At 29.9% G+C, this 16906-nt stretch carries 15 protein-coding genes and 2 tRNA genes; 11 read left to right on the forward strand and 6 right to left on the reverse strand.

All coding sequences use genetic code 11. From position 1 onward, the window contains the following. Positions 1–49: 49 nt before the first annotated feature. On the reverse strand, positions 50–586 hold the full coding sequence (locus tag ECH_RS02220) for an RlmE family RNA methyltransferase (protein WP_044147926.1): 537 nt from the start codon (positions 584–586) through the stop codon (positions 50–52). Between the two features lie 247 nt (positions 587–833). Between ECH_RS02220 and ECH_RS02225 the strand changes: the two genes are divergently transcribed. After that, positions 834–910 (forward strand) — tRNA-Pro (locus ECH_RS02225). Between the two features lie 155 nt (positions 911–1065). On the opposite strand, the gene ECH_RS02230 is transcribed toward ECH_RS02225, so the two are convergent. Together ECH_RS02230 and recO are read right to left on the reverse strand one after the other, a co-directional pair. Next, positions 1066–1626, reverse strand: coding sequence for a hypothetical protein (locus ECH_RS02230; protein ID WP_011452662.1), 561 nt, complete (start codon positions 1624–1626; stop codon positions 1066–1068). A gap of 202 nt (positions 1627–1828) precedes the next feature. After that, on the reverse strand, positions 1829–2563 hold the full coding sequence (gene recO / locus ECH_RS02235; RefSeq protein ID WP_006010978.1) for a DNA repair protein RecO: 735 nt from the start codon (positions 2561–2563) through the stop codon (positions 1829–1831). Between the two features lie 371 nt (positions 2564–2934). Between recO and argS the strand changes: the two genes are divergently transcribed. Continuing rightward, entirely contained in the window at positions 2935–4665 is a 1731-nt protein-coding gene (gene argS / locus ECH_RS02240) for an arginine--tRNA ligase (protein ID WP_011452663.1), read from the forward strand. Positions 4666–4777: 112 nt separating this feature from the next. On the opposite strand, the gene ileS is transcribed toward argS, so the two are convergent. Continuing rightward, a complete protein-coding gene (ileS, locus tag ECH_RS02245) occupies positions 4778–8107 on the reverse strand; it encodes an isoleucine--tRNA ligase (protein WP_011452664.1) in 3330 nt (1109 codons plus the stop codon). Positions 8108–8248: 141 nt separating this feature from the next. On the opposite strand from ileS, the gene ECH_RS02250 reads away from it, so the two are divergent. The 4 genes from ECH_RS02250 to rsmH all read left to right on the forward strand — a co-directional run bounded on the left by ECH_RS02250 (position 8249) and on the right by rsmH (position 11058). Next, positions 8249–8692, forward strand: coding sequence for a peroxiredoxin (locus ECH_RS02250; protein ID WP_011452665.1), 444 nt, complete (start codon positions 8249–8251; stop codon positions 8690–8692). A gap of 11 nt (positions 8693–8703) precedes the next feature. Beyond that, entirely contained in the window at positions 8704–9429 is a 726-nt protein-coding gene (locus ECH_RS02255; protein WP_006010561.1) for a 16S rRNA (uracil(1498)-N(3))-methyltransferase, read from the forward strand. 7 nt (positions 9430–9436) lie between these two features. Next, positions 9437–9958, forward strand: a complete 522-nt coding sequence (locus ECH_RS02260; RefSeq protein ID WP_011452666.1) for a 5-formyltetrahydrofolate cyclo-ligase — start codon at positions 9437–9439, stop codon at positions 9956–9958. A 206-nt stretch (positions 9959–10164) separates the two neighbouring features. Further along, complete coding sequence (rsmH, locus tag ECH_RS02265; RefSeq protein ID WP_011452667.1) at positions 10165–11058, forward strand: 16S rRNA (cytosine(1402)-N(4))-methyltransferase RsmH; 894 nt, start codon at positions 10165–10167, stop codon at positions 11056–11058. A gap of 30 nt (positions 11059–11088) precedes the next feature. Here the strand turns inward: rsmH and obgE are convergent, their stop codons facing one another. Then, on the reverse strand, positions 11089–12111 hold the full coding sequence (gene obgE / locus ECH_RS02270) for a GTPase ObgE (protein ID WP_006010554.1): 1023 nt from the start codon (positions 12109–12111) through the stop codon (positions 11089–11091). Continuing rightward, positions 12108–13373 carry a phosphopyruvate hydratase gene (eno, locus tag ECH_RS02275; protein ID WP_006010553.1) on the reverse strand — a complete coding sequence of 422 codons (1266 nt, stop codon included), beginning with the start codon at positions 13371–13373 and terminating at the stop codon, positions 12108–12110. The genes obgE and eno overlap by 4 nt, the downstream gene beginning before the upstream one ends. A gap of 187 nt (positions 13374–13560) precedes the next feature. On the opposite strand from eno, the gene rplU reads away from it, so the two are divergent. From rplU to ECH_RS02300, 5 genes are all read left to right on the forward strand, one after another. Then, positions 13561–13869 (forward strand): 50S ribosomal protein L21, encoded by a 309-nt coding sequence (gene rplU, locus ECH_RS02280; RefSeq protein ID WP_006010552.1) that lies wholly within the window; start codon positions 13561–13563, stop codon positions 13867–13869. Between the two features lie 2 nt (positions 13870–13871). Continuing rightward, positions 13872–14138: a 50S ribosomal protein L27 gene (gene rpmA / locus ECH_RS02285; protein WP_006010551.1), complete on the forward strand. Its 267-nt coding sequence runs from the start codon at positions 13872–13874 to the stop codon at positions 14136–14138. Positions 14139–14155: 17 nt separating this feature from the next. Continuing rightward, a tRNA-Ile gene (locus ECH_RS02290) sits at positions 14156–14229 on the forward strand. Between the two features lie 150 nt (positions 14230–14379). After that, a complete protein-coding gene (gene nuoF / locus ECH_RS02295) occupies positions 14380–15663 on the forward strand; it encodes an NADH-quinone oxidoreductase subunit NuoF (RefSeq protein ID WP_006010550.1) in 1284 nt (427 codons plus the stop codon). A 217-nt stretch (positions 15664–15880) separates the two neighbouring features. Then, positions 15881–16468 carry a hypothetical protein gene (locus tag ECH_RS02300; protein WP_011452668.1) on the forward strand — a complete coding sequence of 196 codons (588 nt, stop codon included), beginning with the start codon at positions 15881–15883 and terminating at the stop codon, positions 16466–16468. Positions 16469–16906 lie beyond the last annotated feature (438 nt).

The following is a 16906-nucleotide window of genomic DNA, read 5'->3' on the forward strand; positions in this document are numbered from 1 at the left end:
AATATTTTAAGAAATTTTATAAATATTTATTGATTAGTATAATGTTGTATTATGATTCAATTGTTTTAATATCTTGTGAATCTTTTTTAAATCCTAGTCCTACTAAATACATTTCTGATGAGTCTTTTCTACTTGCTTTTGGTTTAAAATACTTTACTGATTGAAAATAAGTTTTCATTGATTGATAGAATTCTTTTTCATATTCTCCTTGTAAAATTTTAGTGATGAAAACTCCGTTTTCACGTGTAAATCTTACTACAATATCAAGAGATATTTCGCATAAATTAATTATATTTGCATGATCAACTTGTTTATTCCCACAAGCCTTTGGTGCCATATCAGATAATATTACATCAAATTTTTTATTATGAAATTTATCACTTAAGAGTTCTATATCATTAATAATGTCACATTGAATAAATATTACATTGGGAATTGCATCCATATTTTGTATATCAACAGCAAATACTGGGTTATTATTGTTGTGTGATACCCTTTGTGCTGCAAACTGAGACCACCCTCCAGGGGATGATCCAAGATCTAATACATACTGTCCTTTTTTAAAGATAGAAAACTTGCTATCCATTTCTATCAACTTGAACGTAGCCCTAGATCTATAACCTTGTTTTTTTGCTAATGAAACATAGGGGTCATTTAATTGCCTGTGCAGCCACCGTGTGGAAGAAATTTTACGCCCTTTAGCAGTTTTTACGATAGTAGATATATGTTTACATTTGTTACGTTAAAGTAAAATGATAAATTATTTTTGTCTGGTGACAAGAATTATTTTATTGATATAATGTATATTCTTGATACCATATCTATATCTATTACGGAGCGTGGCGCAGCCTGGTAGCGCACTTGGTTTGGGACCAAGTGGTCGGGAGTTCAAATCTCTCCGCTCCGACCATTGCCATCTTTAAAGCCTATAGAATGCTGCTGTTTAGTATGTTGTTTATATATAGAGCAGGTTGATAAGTTGCTTAATGGCCTATAAACTTAACTGCAATTATTATTGCTTAATATTGTTAAGTGTGTAATGCATGTAATGCTGCTTTGATAATATTAATGGAAATCGTGGTCATACTGACTTGGTTGATGTGTAGTGGGAGTAGGGCTAGGCGAACGATCATGATGATATTCAGGTTCTTGTTGTAGTTCGTGATTTACATTATTGAGTCCATTGCCGGTAGCCTCAGCAACCTCTTGGTTAGCATGTGGGTAATCATCGTGAGCGTATGGATCATCAGGGTGTGCTGCTTGTATACCTTCTCCATCATTTTCCCCACTGGCAGCTGCTGCATCTTCACCTCCTCCTTCGCCAGATGCATCTCCTGATTGTGAGTCTGGTAATAATTTTGGCAATCCAAAAATGTTTTTTGTCATTTCTGATCCAAACACTACTGTAGTTGGTAAGTTTGCTCCTAAACATGTGGTTGAGGCAATCACATTTCCAGTTGCACTGTCAAGAAAACATGGTACATTTTTGTAAAACCATGCAAGAAATACAAAAACGGAAAATACTGTTTCTTCATCTTCTGGTGCTCCTCCACTGCCGGTATTCTGTTGATGCAGGTAAGATTGCAATGCAGACACATTTATTCCGCCACTTTCATTTCCTTCCATAGACTAATTACTAAGTGAAAAATGATAATCTATATTATATTGTATAATTGTAAATATATTTTTAATATGTGTATTATTTGAGTTTGATAAAAATAAATTATTGTGTAATGTAAAATAGGATTTACTGCAAGTTGGTAGTGTTTTATATAAAAATCAGTGGCATTAATAGAAGATATTTTTAGTTGGTTGGCGTAAGAAAAAGTTAATCTCGTAGATCTATAAGTTTTATTATTTCTTCTCTATATTTTATTAAAATTGTGTTTTTTTCTGTCAGAAAGTGTTTTTTGAAAAAGTATCCTAATACATTTAAGCTTAATTTAAAATCTGTTTTAGAATATTTGTATTCATAATTATTATACACATCATATAATAATTGAGGTAGGGGTAATAAACTTTTGCTATATGGTAATCCAACGGTTTTTGAGACTGCTTTTCCAGTTTTTGGAGAAATAAATGTTAAGTTCTCATTTGTATTATTTACAGCACATCGTGATAGATCTAACCCAAATCCTAATTCTGATAATAGAGTTAATTCTAATCTAAGGTATTTAATTTTCCAATTAATATCCTGAAATTGTATTGAATTAATAAAAATATCTAGGCAATTATAAATAATGTAATTTTCTTCATTCTCTGGTAATACTTGATCTAATATAACAGTAGAAAAAGCTATACACATTGTTTTAAGATTATCTTGTATATAGTGGTATAGAGTGGATTTAATTAATTCATACTTAAAACAACCTAGATTACTTATTAGTCTTGAGCTCCATGTTACATTAACATAATCTCCTATTTGTAACCTGTGAGTTGCTTTTTTGGAATACTTTGCTAATCCTTTTTTTAAACCATGTTTTTGAGTAAATATAGAAATTATAATTTGATCATCACCGTATTTTCTTATTGCAATTACTATTCCTTGATCCTGCCACCTCACATTAAAGCTCGTTTTATAGTAGTTGATGTACTATCATACATATGTAAGTAAAATTGGGGAATATATAATTTATTACTTGTGTTATTATATTTAACTACTGCTGGATAATTATGTGACTTAATATACTTTAGTTAAGTATTAATTAATGATGTCCGGGAATTATACTATAATTAGCATAAAATCATTTATAATTTAAATTTTTGTTTATTAATAATTTATGATGTGAAATTTAATTCTGTATGGTCAACAAGTTATTTAGTAGGTACCTAATATTGTGAGCTAATAAATATTATATTGCTTACTTTTAATATTGGTGGAAAGCTGTATAATGTAGTGGAAGTTATAGTGGAAATTATAAGAGATTACTATCGATGAATTTAATTAATACTGTTAAAAATTGTATAGTGGAAAAGTTACATATATTAAGTGATAAGAAATTAATAGTGCTGGATGATGTTATATTAAGTAAGTTAATAGTTGATTATCCTAATAATCATAATCATGGGGATTTGTATACTAATGCAGCTTTAATTTTAAGTAGTCATATAAAAAAAAGTCCACTAGAGATAGCAGAAATTTTACTATCTGAATTTTCTAATATTAAGGAAATATCTAGCATTAATGTTGTGAAGCCAGGTTTTATTAATTTTAGTATTTCTCTTTATGTATGGTATGAAGTAGTAGCTTCTATTAATATGTTAAAAGAGGGTTTTGCTAATGTTAATATAGGAAATGGACAGAAAGTTAATGTAGAATTTGTTTCTGCGAATCCTACTGGACCAATGCATATTGGACATGCTCGTGGTGCTATATTTGGTGATGTATTAGCGAATTTATTGGAAAAAGTAGGATATCAAGTTGTTAGGGAATATTATATTAATGATGCTGGTACACAAATAGACGTGTTAGTTGAATCTGTATATTTAAGATATAAAGAAGCTACAGGTCAAGATATTGTAATAGGCAGTGGGTTGTACCCAGGATTATATTTACGAGAGATAGGAAAGCTTCTATATGAAAAATATGGGACAGATTTATTAGAGATGAGTTTTGTCCGTAAGATGAAGATTATACGTGATGTATCTCTTGAATATCTTATGAATCTTATTAAAGAAGATCTTGCATTGTTGGGAATTGAGCATGATGTTTTTACGTCAGAGGCTGAGTTATTAAAAAATAATATTGTAGAAAAGTGTGTGAAACTTTTAGAAGATAAGCAATTAATATATTATGGAGTGTTAGAGCAACCAAAAGGGACAGAAATGCAAAATTGGAAGCCTAGAACACAAATGTTGTTTAAATCTACTGATTTCGGAGATGATGTAGATAGAGCTTTACAGAAAGTTGATGGTAGTTGGACTTATTTTGCAAACGATATAGCTTATCATTTTGATAAGATATCACGTGGTTTTCAACATATGATTTTAGAGTTGGGTTCTGACCATATTGGTTATGTAAAAAGATTAAAAGCTGCAGTGAAGGCATTAAGTAATAATAATGCTACTGTAGATATAAAATTGCACAATACTGTTAATTTTCTTGATGATGGAGTGCAAGTAAAGATGTCGAAAAGATCTGGTGAATTTCTAACTATAAGAGATGTTATAGAAAAAGTTGGTAAAGATGTAGTCAGATTTATGATGTTAACTCGTAAGAGTGATGTAGTTTTGGATTTTGATTTTGCTAAAGTTGTTGAACAATCTAAAAATAATCCAATATTTTATGTACAATATGCTCATGCTCGTGTTTGTTCATTAATGCGTAATGCTCCAAATATTTTAGGAATAGAGGATACGGATTTTTCTGTGTTATCTTCAAAGGAAGAAATACTGTTAATTAAGTTACTTGCAAAATGGCCAAATGTAGTTGAGATGTCTGCAAAAACTGCAGAGCCACATCGCATAACTTTTTATTTAATAGAAGTTGCTGAAGCTTTTCATGTGTTATGGGGATATGGAAATAAGAATGCAAATAGACGTTTTATTATAGATAATGATGTTAATCTTACATCTGCAAGGATATATTTGGCTAAATCTGTTGCGTATATTATCAGTAGTGGGTTAAAAATATTTTCCATAGTTCCTTTAGAGGAAATGCATTAACAGTTGTAGTATATGTTTTTTTAAAGATGTGTTTTAGATAATGTAATTATAATAGAAATAATATACGTAGTATTAGATACAGTGTTCTTCCAATAGTCAATGAGACTGTTAATCAAACTGAAGTGTTTGATTTTTTTAAAAACACAGATACATCTTTATCCTTTATTGTAGTTTTACAATACTCTGTGATATTTTTAACATCTGTAATCTCTTCACATGCAATAAGTGATATAGATAAAGTTTGTTGCGCTATATATTGAGACCATGTTTTAATAGAGTCTTGTACTATTTTATCTTTTGTATATATCATAACATCTATTTTATCAGAGATATTAAATTTATTATCTTTTCTAGAGTGTTGTATTACTCTTACTATATCCCTTGCTATGCCTTCCATTATCAAATCATCAGAAAGTTCATGATCTAATAACACTACACCAAGTAAATTTTGGTCTAAGTTAATAGTGCATGCAAAATCATTATGCACTTTAAGAGTTAATGTATATTCATTATTATTTATTATATAATGTTCTGCTTCTTTTGTACCAAGAAGTAACTGATTATTTTCTAATATTTCCCATTGATTATTTTTTAATAAAAATATTAAACGTTTAATTTTATCAGGTATCCTTTTTCCAAGTTCTGGAAAGTTTAATTTTAGTTGGAACGATGCTATATCAGATATATCAGATTTAAATGATATACTTTTTACATTTATTTCTTCCAATAAAATATTTTGGTATTCTATAGGTAGATTGAGTAATTCTGGACAATTATAGCTATATATAACTATTTTATTAAGAGGTTGTCTGACCCTAATATTATGAATATTCCTGATAGATAGCACATAATTACATATGCTTATTGTTAATTTCATAAATTGAGTATTTTGTTGATCTTTATCACTTAACATGAAGTTATTCATATTTGGTAGTGATGATAAATGTACAGATTCTTCTTTTTGAAAGTTTAATTTTTGCCAAATTGCTTCAGTAATAATAGGTAAAAATGGAGCAGAAACTTTTATCATGAAATATATGACGGTATATAATATATTATACGCATCTATTTTGTCTTGATTGATTTCTGATGACCAGAATCTACTTCTACATCTTCTAATATACCAGTTATTTAATATTTCAAAAAACTGAGTAATATTGTTGCATGCTAGTTTTATATTATACCCAAAGTTATTAGAGCATTTGTCTAGCTCTTCCATAGCATTAAATATAGACTTTATAGTACTGATGCACTCGTATATTATGTATCTGTCCATTATGTTGTTTATTCCGTTGAGATCTGTAATAATTTCTGCTTTTATTTTGTCTATATTTGCATAAATAGTAAAAAAATTGTAGCTGTTCCATACTGGTTTTATGACATTACGTAGTACATCTCGTATCATTGTTCCTTCTTTATCTAGTAATAGATCTCCACCATATAGTACTGTGTGTGATAACATTAGGAATCGCATAGCATCAGAACCATATTGCTTGAACATTTGCATGGGATCAGCATAGTTGTTAAGTCTTTTGGATAATTTTTGTCCTTGAGTATCTAACACTACACCGTGACATATGCAATTTATAAATGGTGGCTTATCAAATAATGCTGTGGATAATATGAATAATGTATAAAACCATCCCCTAGTTTGAGCAATATATTCAGTAATAAAATCTGCTGGGAAGTAGTTTTCAAAAAATTCTTTATTTTCAAATGGATAATGAAGTTGTGCATAAGGCATTGAGCCAGATTCAAACCAACAATCAAATACATCATTAACACGTCTCATCATTGATTTTCCAGTTGGATCATCTGGGTTAGGACGTACTAGATTATCAATATATGGGCGGTGTAGATCATTTATAGATGATATGTCAAAATCTTCTTCTAATGCTCTGACATTATCGAATATTTTTTTTACTGATCCATATACATCGATTCTTGGATAATTCGGGTTATCTGATTTCCATACTGGCAAAGGAGTTCCCCAAAATCTGTTACGTGATATTGCCCAATCTTTAGCGTTTTCTAGCCACTTACCAAATTGTCCACTGCGTATATAATTAGGAATCCAGTTTACAGTCTTATTAAGTTCTATCATCTTATCTTTTATTTTTGTGACTTTAACGTACCAAGATGACATTGCTCTATATATTAATGGAGTATCTGTGCGCCAACAATGTGGATAATTGTGTAAATATTGATCTGTCTTAAAGTAAAGATTTTTCTGTTTTAATATACTGATAATTTCATCATTTGTATCAAATACATGCATGTTTGCAAAGTCTGAAATCTTATTAGTAAATTTTGCTCCATCGTCTATAGGGCAAATAGTTGATAGTAAACTAGATGTATCTCCATCAATGTTTGGAATACCTTGCTTTTGACATAATATAAAGTCATCTTCTCCAAATCCTGGAGCAATATGTACTATTCCAGTTCCTTCTCCTTCTACTACAAAATCTGCTGTTAGAACTTTAAATGCATTTTTAATATCTGCGAAGTATTCAAATAGAGGTTTATAATGTAAGTTTTCTAAATTAATAGATAAAATATCTTTATTATATAACTGATATTCTATTTTATTTTTTTTACAATGTTCTTCGAAAATTTTTAAATATCCTTTAGCAAAAATAAACATTTCTTGATTAATAATAGCTCCGCAGTATTTAATGCTTGCGCTTATAGCTAGAGCAAGATTGCAAGGTAAAGTCCATGGGGTAGTAGTCCAGACTAGCATTTTATATTTTTTGACATTTTCTATTGTAGGAAACTTGGGATTTTCTAATAATTCAAATGCTACAGTAACAGTTTTGCTTGTTTTTTGTCTGTATGCATTGTCTATTCTAGTTTCAAAGTTTGAAAGAGGTGTTTGACATGCCCAACTGTATGGTACAATTTTGACAGATTCGTATATTAATCCCTTGTTCCACAATTCATGAAATGACCACATTATTGATTCCATAAAAGATGGATTCATAGTTTTATAATCATTTTCAAAATCTACCCACCGTGCTTGCCTATCTACATATTGCTGCCATTCTTTTGAAAATTTCATTACAGAATTGCGACAATGATTATTAAATTTTTCTATACCAAATTTTTCAATTGCTAACTTTCCTGATATTCCCAGTTCTTTTTCTGATAACATTTCAGCAGGTAACCCGTGACAATCCCACCCAAATCTTCTGTCAACTTTAAATCCTGCCATTGTTTTATAACGAGCTACAGTATCTTTAATGAATCCAGTTAGCAAATGCCCGTAATGAGGTAATCCATTTGCAAATGGTGGTCCATCGTAAAATATAAATCTTTTGTTTTCATCACGGTTATCTACAGATTTTTTGAAAGTATCATTTTCTTTCCAAAACTTTAATACCTCTTCTTCTATTGATGGGAAATCAGGTTCTCCTGTTAATTGTGAGTAATGTTCTGTCATAATGTTTATTATTGAGTATAGATATTTTACTATACACATATTTATTGAAGCTGCAATCAGAGTTGTATTAAAATATGTGAAAATTATTGACTCCTATTAATATTTATAGCATTGTTTTAAAAAATTTATATGGAGGAATATATGACAGTTGAAATAGGGGATGATGCACCACATTTTAAGGGTATTGATGCTTATAAAGGTGAAAAGAATATAGTATTGTATTTTTATCCAAAAGATGATACTCCTGGTTGTACAAGGGAAGCAAAAGATTTTCAAGATGCGATGGATGATTTTGCTGATTTAAATACTGTTGTAATTGGTGTATCTAAGGATAGTGAAAAATCTCATGAAAATTTCAAGAAGAAACATAATATATTATTTGAATTAATATCTGATGAAAGTTCTGAGTTATCAAAGCAATATGGTACTTGGGTAGAAAAGAATATGTTTGGAAAATCTTATATGGGTATAGATCGTTCTACATTTTTAATAGATAAAAATGGAAAAATAAGAAAAATGTGGAGAAATGTAAAAGTTAGTGGACATGTTGATAATGTTCTTGAGATAATAAGAGAGATAATGTAAATTGCAAACTAATGATACAAAAGGCAAAAAAGCTGAATGTTAGGTTGTATGTGGATTGTACTCTTAGTAAATCTTCTATAGTAATATTAGATAATATTGCTTCTCACTATATATGTCATGTAATGCGTGCTGCGAAATTAGATGAGGTAAAGTTATTTAATGGCAGGGATGGAGAATGGATAGGCGAAATATTTGAATTATCTAGCAATACTAAAATTAGAGTAAATGAGTTAATTAGAAGGCAATATGTACCTAAAAGTTTAACATTGTGTCTTTCTATTGTCAAAAATACTGCATTACAGAATGTCATTAGGCAAGCAACAGAAATGGGAGTAACATTTATACAGCCTATTTATACACAACATATAGCAACAAGTAATATAAATTTATCTAAATGCAAAAAATGGGCTATTGAAGCTGCTGAACAATGTGGAAGGCTTGATATACCAGATATTTCTTTTCCTATTGATTTTATTGATTTAAAGCAGTTGAAAACTGATGACAACAATTTCGTGATTTGTGATGAAACAGGTAAAGGTCATCCTCCATCAGAGGTTTTAAAAGGTAAGAATAACGTTCATATTATTATAGGGCCAGAAGGTGGTTTTTCAAATGATGAGTTAAGCTTTGCCTATAGTTTTTGTGATGGGTTATCTTTAGGTACAACAATACTGAGAGTTGATACAGCAGTTGTTAGTGCATTAGCTTATGTAAAAGAGTATTATGGTATGTTGTAGTAGAATTATGGTTGTTGAAGACATTGTCAATAAGAAAGCTGAGTTGCGAAAAAAATATAGAAAGTTAAGGAAAGAAGTAAAAAATAAAAAAGAAGCGTCTTATTCTTTATTACAGAATTATGTCAATAATGTTATCATAGAAGAAATGTCTATAATTTCTGGATATATACCTATAGATGGTGAAATTGATGTATTACCGTTAATGGATTATTTAATGCAGCAAAAACATATAGTAGCAATTCCTGTAATAGAAGAAAATAGTAAAATATTATTGTTTCATCAATGGAATACAATTAATTCTGTGATTCCAAATATATTAATAGTACCTCTTATTGCATTTGATAAATGTTTAAATAGGTTGGGTTTTGGAGGAGGGTACTATGATAATACTATTTCTAAATTAAAACCAAATTGTAAAGTGATAGGTGTTGCGTATGATATACAATTATGTGATATAGTACCTACTGAAAGCCATGATCAAATTTTAGATATGGTGATTACAGAAAAGAAAGTTTATAAAAATATATAATATCTGATTGCAAGTAATCTGGAGATTTTAATACGTTGGGCTTTAATTTGTGTTTTTTTATAAGTTTTTTTTCATGTTTAAATTATTGTTTTAATGTACAGTTCATTATGGCTATTAATTGAGTGACAGTATATTGAAATGCATAGTAAAACGCTGTCTTTTGTGTTAAAAGTGTAATACAATGTTGTTGTTTAAAGAAATTATACATGCATACTCCAGTTTTATTGAACGAAATGTTAGACATATTAAATCCTCAAGATGGGAAAGTATATGTTGATGCAACGTTTGGGGCAGGGGGATATACTAGAGCAATTTTGAAATCTGCAAATTGTCAGGTTTACGCTATTGATCAAGATGAATGTACTAATGTTTTCTATGAGAAACTGGTTAATGATTTTCCGGGCAAGGTACATTTTTGTGTTAGTAAATTCAGTAAAATAAAGCAAATATTGCATGGAGCTCAATTAAAAAAAGTTGATGGTATAGTATTTGATATAGGAGTTTCTTCTATGCAATTGGAAGATGCTAGTCGTGGTTTTTCTTTTTCTAAAGATGGTCCTCTTGATATGAGGATGAGTACTTCTATAAGTAATGTTGATGCATCGGTATTTGTGAATACGGCATTTGAAGAGGAGATAGCTAATGTTATATATCAGTATGGAGGTGAAAAGTATTCTCGTAAGATAGCGAAAGCGATTGCTGAATCAAGAAAAAAGAAACCAATTAAAACTACGGGTGAACTTGCATCTATAGTAAGATCTGTAATCTCACGTAGTAAAAATCATAGTATTGATCCTGCAACAAGGACATTTCAAGCAATTAGAATATGGGTTAATAAAGAATTAGAAGAATTAGAACAAGGCATAATTGATTCTGCTGATTTATTAAATCCAGGTGGAAAAATAATAGTAGTGTCTTTTCATTCTTTGGAAGATCGAATTGTAAAGGTAATGTTTAAATCATTATGTAGTGGAAGTAGTGTAATTTCACCAATAGGATTTCAGTTAATTAATAAAAAAGTGATAAGGCCAAGTTTTGAAGAAATATTGAATAATCCTAGGTCTAGGTCTGCAAAGCTGAGAGCTATATTAAAAATATAGTGTGTACTTTAAATGAAAGTTTGAGATTTGTTATATATTAAATGGATCATATATATATGGTTCGGCATTGGCATTTTTTTTATGTATATATTGAATTAAAGTAGATAAAATAGCATATCGATTATCTTTTATCGATGATACGAATATCTCTTTTTTTGTATACTGTGATAATAATTGCTTTTTTTTAGTAATTTCTTTTTTCTCTAGTAAATCGCTTTTATTTAATACTATGAACTCTGGTTTATTAATTAGCTCTTTATTATAAAGTAATAATTCTTTTCTAATACATTCATATGAATCAATAATATCATCTAGAGTGCAGTCTATGATGTGTAGTAATGTAGAACATCTTTCAATATGTTTTAGAAATTTGTCACCTATTCCATATCCTAAATGTGCTCCAGCAATTAATCCTGGTATATCAGCTAATACTAATTCTCTATTGTCAATAAAAGCTACTCCTAAATGTGGTTCTAAGGTTGTAAAAGGATAATCAGCAATTTTTGTTTTTGAGTCAGTACATGAAGCTAAAAAACTGGATTTTCCTGCATTAGGCAATCCTATGATTCCTATATCTGAAATAATTTTTAATTTTAATGTGATATATTTTTCTTCTCCTGCTTCTCCGAGGGTAAAATACCGAGGTGCTCTATTAGTAGATGTTTTATAGTTAGCATTACCTGTTCCACCTTTACCCCCTTGTGCTACTATAACCTTTTGATTTTCTGAACTAAGGTCAGCAATTAATATTCCATCTTCATCATATAATTGAGTGCCTATAGGAACTTTTATAATAATATCTTTTCCAGATGATCCAGATTTCTTTTTGCCAGAACCTGGATTTCCATTTTCTGCTTTTATATGCTGTTTATATCTAAAATATAGTAATGTGTTAATGTGATTGCTTGTAGCAAAAACAATATTGCCACCATTACCGCCATTACCGCCATCTGGTCCTCCGAATTCAATAAATTTTTCACGACGGAAACTACTACAGCCGTTTCCACCATTTCCTGCTTTTAAGTAGACTTTTGCTTCATCGATAAAGCTCATAATGATCCATAGTATATTGCTGAAATGCCCAGTAGTTTTTCTATATATAATAGTTCGTTATATTTTGCTAGGCGTTCAGATCTAGATAAAGAACCAGTTTTAATTTGTCCGCAATTTGTTGCGACTGCTATGTGAGAAATTGTAGTGTCTTCTGTTTCACCTGATCTGTGTGATATTATAACGTTGTAATTGTTTTTTTGAGCAAGTCTTATAGCATTAAAAGTTTCAGTTAATGTACCAATTTGATTTGGTTTTATTAGTACTGCGTTTGCCATGTTATTATCAATTCCATTTTGAATTAACTTACAGTTAGTTACGAATAGATCATCTCCTACTATTTGTATTTTGTTACCTAACTCTTGTGTTATAAGTTTCCACCCGTTTATATCTTCTTCTGCTATTGGATCTTCAATTGATATGATGGGATACTGTGAAATTATTTTTTTGTAATATTCTACTAATTCTTGAGTATTTAATTCATAATCTGCAAATTTATATTTTTGATCTTTGTAGAATGTAGATGCAGCAATATCTAACCCTAATGAAAAATCTTCATACATTTTATATCCTGACTTTTCTACAGCATCTATAATGATTTCGAATACCTCAGTATTTATTCTTATGTTTGGAGCAAATCCTCCTTCATCTCCTACATTAGTATTGAGTTTCTTATGTTTAAGAATTTGTTTTAACTGAAAAAATACTTCAGCTGACATTCTTATTGCGTCTTCAAATTTATTAGCTCCATTTGGAATAATCATAAATTCTTGGAAGTCTAGGTTATTATCTGCATGCATTCCACCATTAATAACATTGATAAGAGGAGTAGGAAGTACTTTTGCTGTGATTCCTCCTAAATATTGGTATAAAGGAATGTTTAATGCTAATGCTGCAGCTTTTGCTATTGCTAATGATATTGCAAGTGTTGAATTTGCTCCAATTCTTGATTTATTATCTGTTCCGTCTATTTCAATTAATGCGTTATCTATCTTTTCTTGGTTTAAAGTGTTCATACTTATAATTTGTGGAGCAACTTCTGAGTTGATTAAATTAATTGCTTTTGTTACACCGTATCCGTTATAGAAGTTTTTATCATTGTCTCGTAATTCTACAGCTTCAAATTTTCCTACTGAAGCTCCTGAAGGTACACAAGCTTTTGCTTTTATGTCATTTGATAGTATTGTTTCTACTTCGATAGTAGGATACCCTCTACTGTCTAAAATTTGTCTAGCTAATATTTTACTAATTGTTATATTAAACACAACATTACCTTTTGCTTTTATGATGTTATTTAAAAATTCTACAAGATAGTAATATCTTTTATGTGAAATGTAAATTTATTCTCAATGTTGACTTAATTTAAAAGAGTAACAATGTTATTGACATATTATGTTATATTGAGCAGAATTACTAAAAATAATAATTGATTTGAACGTTAAGAGATATATTATGTTTGCTATTGTTGAAACTGGTGGGAAGCAATATAAGGTAAAAGAGCAGGATGTTATAAAGATAGAAAAGTTAAATGCTTCTGTAGGGGAGGAAGTTACTTTGGATAAAGTGATTGCGTTGGCTGATGTGAATAACAATATTGTTTTTACACATAATGCAATTGTTACAGCATCAGTTCTTGAACAATGTAGAAATGATAAAATAATAGTTTTTAAGAAAAAACGTCGTAAAAATTATAGAAGAAAGAATGGTCATAGACAATACATGACTGTTTTACGTGTTACTAAAATTAACAATATGGAGTAAATATGGCTACGAAAAAGTCTGGTGGTAGCTCCGGTAATGGCCGGGACTCGAGAGGTAGAAGGTTAGGTGTAAAAAAGTTTGGAAGTGAAAAAGTAATTCCTGGTAATATTATAATACGTCAAAGAGGGACAAAATATCACCCTGGTAAGAATGTTGGTATTGGAAAAGATCATACTATCTTTTCTAAAATCTCAGGTTTTGTACATTTTAGGAAAGGTGTGTATAATAAGACGTTTGTTGATGTCTTAGAAGCTAGTTCTGTTTCTTAAATTATAGTAGCTTTTAGGGGTTTGTAGCTCAGGTGGTTAGAGCGCACGCCTGATAAGCGTGAGGTCGGAAGTTCAACTCTTCCCAGGCCCACCCGTTTAATCATGTTCTTTTAATGGATGTGTTTTTTACTTTTAGGAGTTATGTAATATTGTTAGTATAGTCTTAATGTTAGCGGTGTTTGTATAGGTCGTTATTAATTCTGTTAGTTTTTTGGTAATTTCTAATATTGTATAAGGCTTTATGTTAAAGGATAGTGATAAAGTATTTACTAATCTTAGTGGTCAATATTCTCCGTTTTTGAGATCTGCAAAAAGTAGGGGTATTTGGAGTAATATTTTAGAAATATTAAACTTAGGTCCTGAACATATTATTCAAGAAATAAAAAAATCAGGATTGCGTGGTAGAGGTGGAGCAGGATTTTCTACAGGATTGAAATGGAGCTTCATGCCAAAAACTAGAAAAGAAGGACAGCCAGCATATTTAATAATTAATGCAGATGAATCAGAACCTGGTACATGTAAGGACCGTGATATATTAAGATATGACCCTCATAGGCTTATTGAAGGAATATTAATAGCTGGTTTTGCAATGAATGTAACTACAGCTTATATTTATATTCGTGGTGAGTTTTATAATGAGTATTTAGTATTATCTAAAGCTTTAGAGGAAGCTTATAAAGCTAAGTTAATAGGGAAGAATGCATGTAATTCTGGGTATGATTTAGATATTTTTATTCATAGAGGTGCTGGAGCATATATTTGTGGTGAGGAAACTGCTCAACTTGAATCATTAGAAGGAAGAAAAGGTATGCCAAGATTGAAGCCTCCTTTTCCAGCTGCAATAGGGTTATATGGCTGTCCTACTACTATTAATAATGTTGAAACTATTGCAACTGTTAGTGAGATCATGAGGAGAGGTAGTGATTGGTTTGCATCTCTCGGAAGAGAAAATAATACTGGTACTAAGATTTTTTGTATATCAGGTCATGTGAATAACCCATGTAATGTAGAAGAGGAATTAGGGATTCCCATGAAGGAGCTTATAGAAAAATATGCAGGAGGTGTTCGTGGAGGATGGGATAATTTATTAGCAGTAATACCTGGTGGTTCATCAGTACCAATGCTTCCAAAGTCTATTTGTGACACTGTAAATATGGATTTTGATTCTTTAAGAGCTGTACAATCAGGGTTAGGTACTGCAGGACTAATAGTTATGGACAAATCAACAGATCTAATAGCAGCTATAGAAAGATTATCACATTTTTATATGCATGAATCTTGTGGACAATGTACACCATGTAGAGAAGGTACTGGTTGGATGTGGAGAATCATGAAGAAAATGGTAAAAGGTGATGCTACATCTGAAAGCATTGATTTATTATTGAATATTACACATCAAGTAGAAGGGCATACTATATGTGCTCTTGGTGATGCTGCAGCTTGGCCTATACAAGGATTAATTAGACATTTTAGAAATGTTATTGAAGATCGGATAAGGGATTATAATAATGATAAATTAACTTAATCTCTATGTGTTATGGTTTTTATTTGTATTTAAAAATATATCTGTTTTTCATGTTAATGTACTGTTAGGGGATTATATATAAGTAAATTTTTAACTTTTATTAACATATCAATAATTTAATTATTTTTTATATAATTTTTAACTAAATAGGTGTAATATATACTTTAATTTTATTATTATTAATAAAGATATTAATAATTTTAAGTTTGGAGTTAATATGCACTTAACGTTATTGTTGCTTAGAAATGGTATGCCTGTTTTGTTACCTGAAGCAGCATGTAAGTATGATAAGAGTCTAGGCGTTGCTTATACAATGGATCCCATTATGAATGAGCAATTAGGGATTCCTACATCAGATAGTCCTTATAGTTATCTATATAGGTCAAACTTTACAAAGTTTGCTGTTGTAAGTGGTGCAAATTCTGAGATGAATGTAATGTTTATTTTTGGTAATAGTCCAGTATTATCTTGTCCTGTATTTATGGTCTTTACACTTCCATATGGCGTTGTTCGTGATGTAACAAAGAATGGTATAATGTTAGATAATACATTGATCCCGTTACATGGAAAAGTTAGTGAAGACTTGTTAGGTCTTTCAACAGAAGAGCAAGTGATCAAGTTATTTAATGAGTTAAAAAGTAATCTCAAAATAAATGCAAGTTCTGGGCAGTGTCGTATGCAGATGTTTAACTATGTTAATGGGAATGGTGAGTTGTTTCACACATCATTTCATAATACAGCTTTGGATAGAGTAACCGTGAATCCTGTAGATGGTAGTAGACGATATATTATGAAGATAGAATAGAGATTTAGTTTTATAGAATTATTTTTAAGATTGTGATGAGTAATAAAAAGCTATAATTCTATTTATTAAGAATAAATTTTTTTAGTAGAACTTATTAAATAATCAGCATTAGCATTATAGAATATATATTAGCCGATACTGTTATTTAAAGTAAATTTTCTTGAATTACTAAAAAGACTGTATTATTGATAGTGATTAAGGTCAATGCATAAATATCTACTCCAGAGCAGAATTCTATTTTAAAAATTATAAATGAAGACCTACTTTATAAAGATAATACAGAGTAAACAGGATTTGAGAGATAAACTACAGATATAGAAGATAATACTATTAATACTGCAAAAAAATGGAACAAAAAATAAATCATTATATTTATATTCTGTTAATAATTAACAAATTCAACAAAAGAGTATAACTACATCAAACATTCAAGTAAAC

Origin of the sequence: Ehrlichia chaffeensis str. Arkansas (genome assembly GCF_000013145.1) — a bacterium.
Classification (GTDB): Bacteria; Pseudomonadota; Alphaproteobacteria; order Rickettsiales; family Anaplasmataceae; genus Ehrlichia; species Ehrlichia chaffeensis.

Excerpts from the sequence above, each read along its gene's own strand:
- ECH_RS02220 (WP_044147926.1), bottom strand. The coding sequence starts at position 586 with ATGGATAGCAAGTTTTCTATCTTTAAAAAAGGACAGTATGTATTAGAT.
- ECH_RS02230 (WP_011452662.1), bottom strand. The coding sequence starts at position 1,626 with ATGGAAGGAAATGAAAGTGGCGGAATAAATGTGTCTGCATTGCAATCT.
- argS (WP_011452663.1), top strand. The coding sequence starts at position 2,935 with ATGAATTTAATTAATACTGTTAAAAATTGTATAGTGGAAAAGTTACAT.
- ileS (WP_011452664.1), bottom strand. The coding sequence starts at position 8,107 with ATGACAGAACATTACTCACAATTAACAGGAGAACCTGATTTCCCATCA.
- ECH_RS02250 (WP_011452665.1), top strand. The coding sequence starts at position 8,249 with ATGACAGTTGAAATAGGGGATGATGCACCACATTTTAAGGGTATTGAT.
- ECH_RS02255 (WP_006010561.1), top strand. The coding sequence starts at position 8,704 with ATGATACAAAAGGCAAAAAAGCTGAATGTTAGGTTGTATGTGGATTGT.
- ECH_RS02260 (WP_011452666.1), top strand. The coding sequence starts at position 9,437 with ATGGTTGTTGAAGACATTGTCAATAAGAAAGCTGAGTTGCGAAAAAAA.
- rsmH (WP_011452667.1), top strand. The coding sequence starts at position 10,165 with ATGCATACTCCAGTTTTATTGAACGAAATGTTAGACATATTAAATCCT.
- obgE (WP_006010554.1), bottom strand. The coding sequence starts at position 12,111 with ATGAGCTTTATCGATGAAGCAAAAGTCTACTTAAAAGCAGGAAATGGT.
- rplU (WP_006010552.1), top strand. The coding sequence starts at position 13,561 with ATGTTTGCTATTGTTGAAACTGGTGGGAAGCAATATAAGGTAAAAGAG.
- rpmA (WP_006010551.1), top strand. The coding sequence starts at position 13,872 with ATGGCTACGAAAAAGTCTGGTGGTAGCTCCGGTAATGGCCGGGACTCG.
- nuoF (WP_006010550.1), top strand. The coding sequence starts at position 14,380 with ATGTTAAAGGATAGTGATAAAGTATTTACTAATCTTAGTGGTCAATAT.
- ECH_RS02300 (WP_011452668.1), top strand. The coding sequence starts at position 15,881 with ATGCACTTAACGTTATTGTTGCTTAGAAATGGTATGCCTGTTTTGTTA.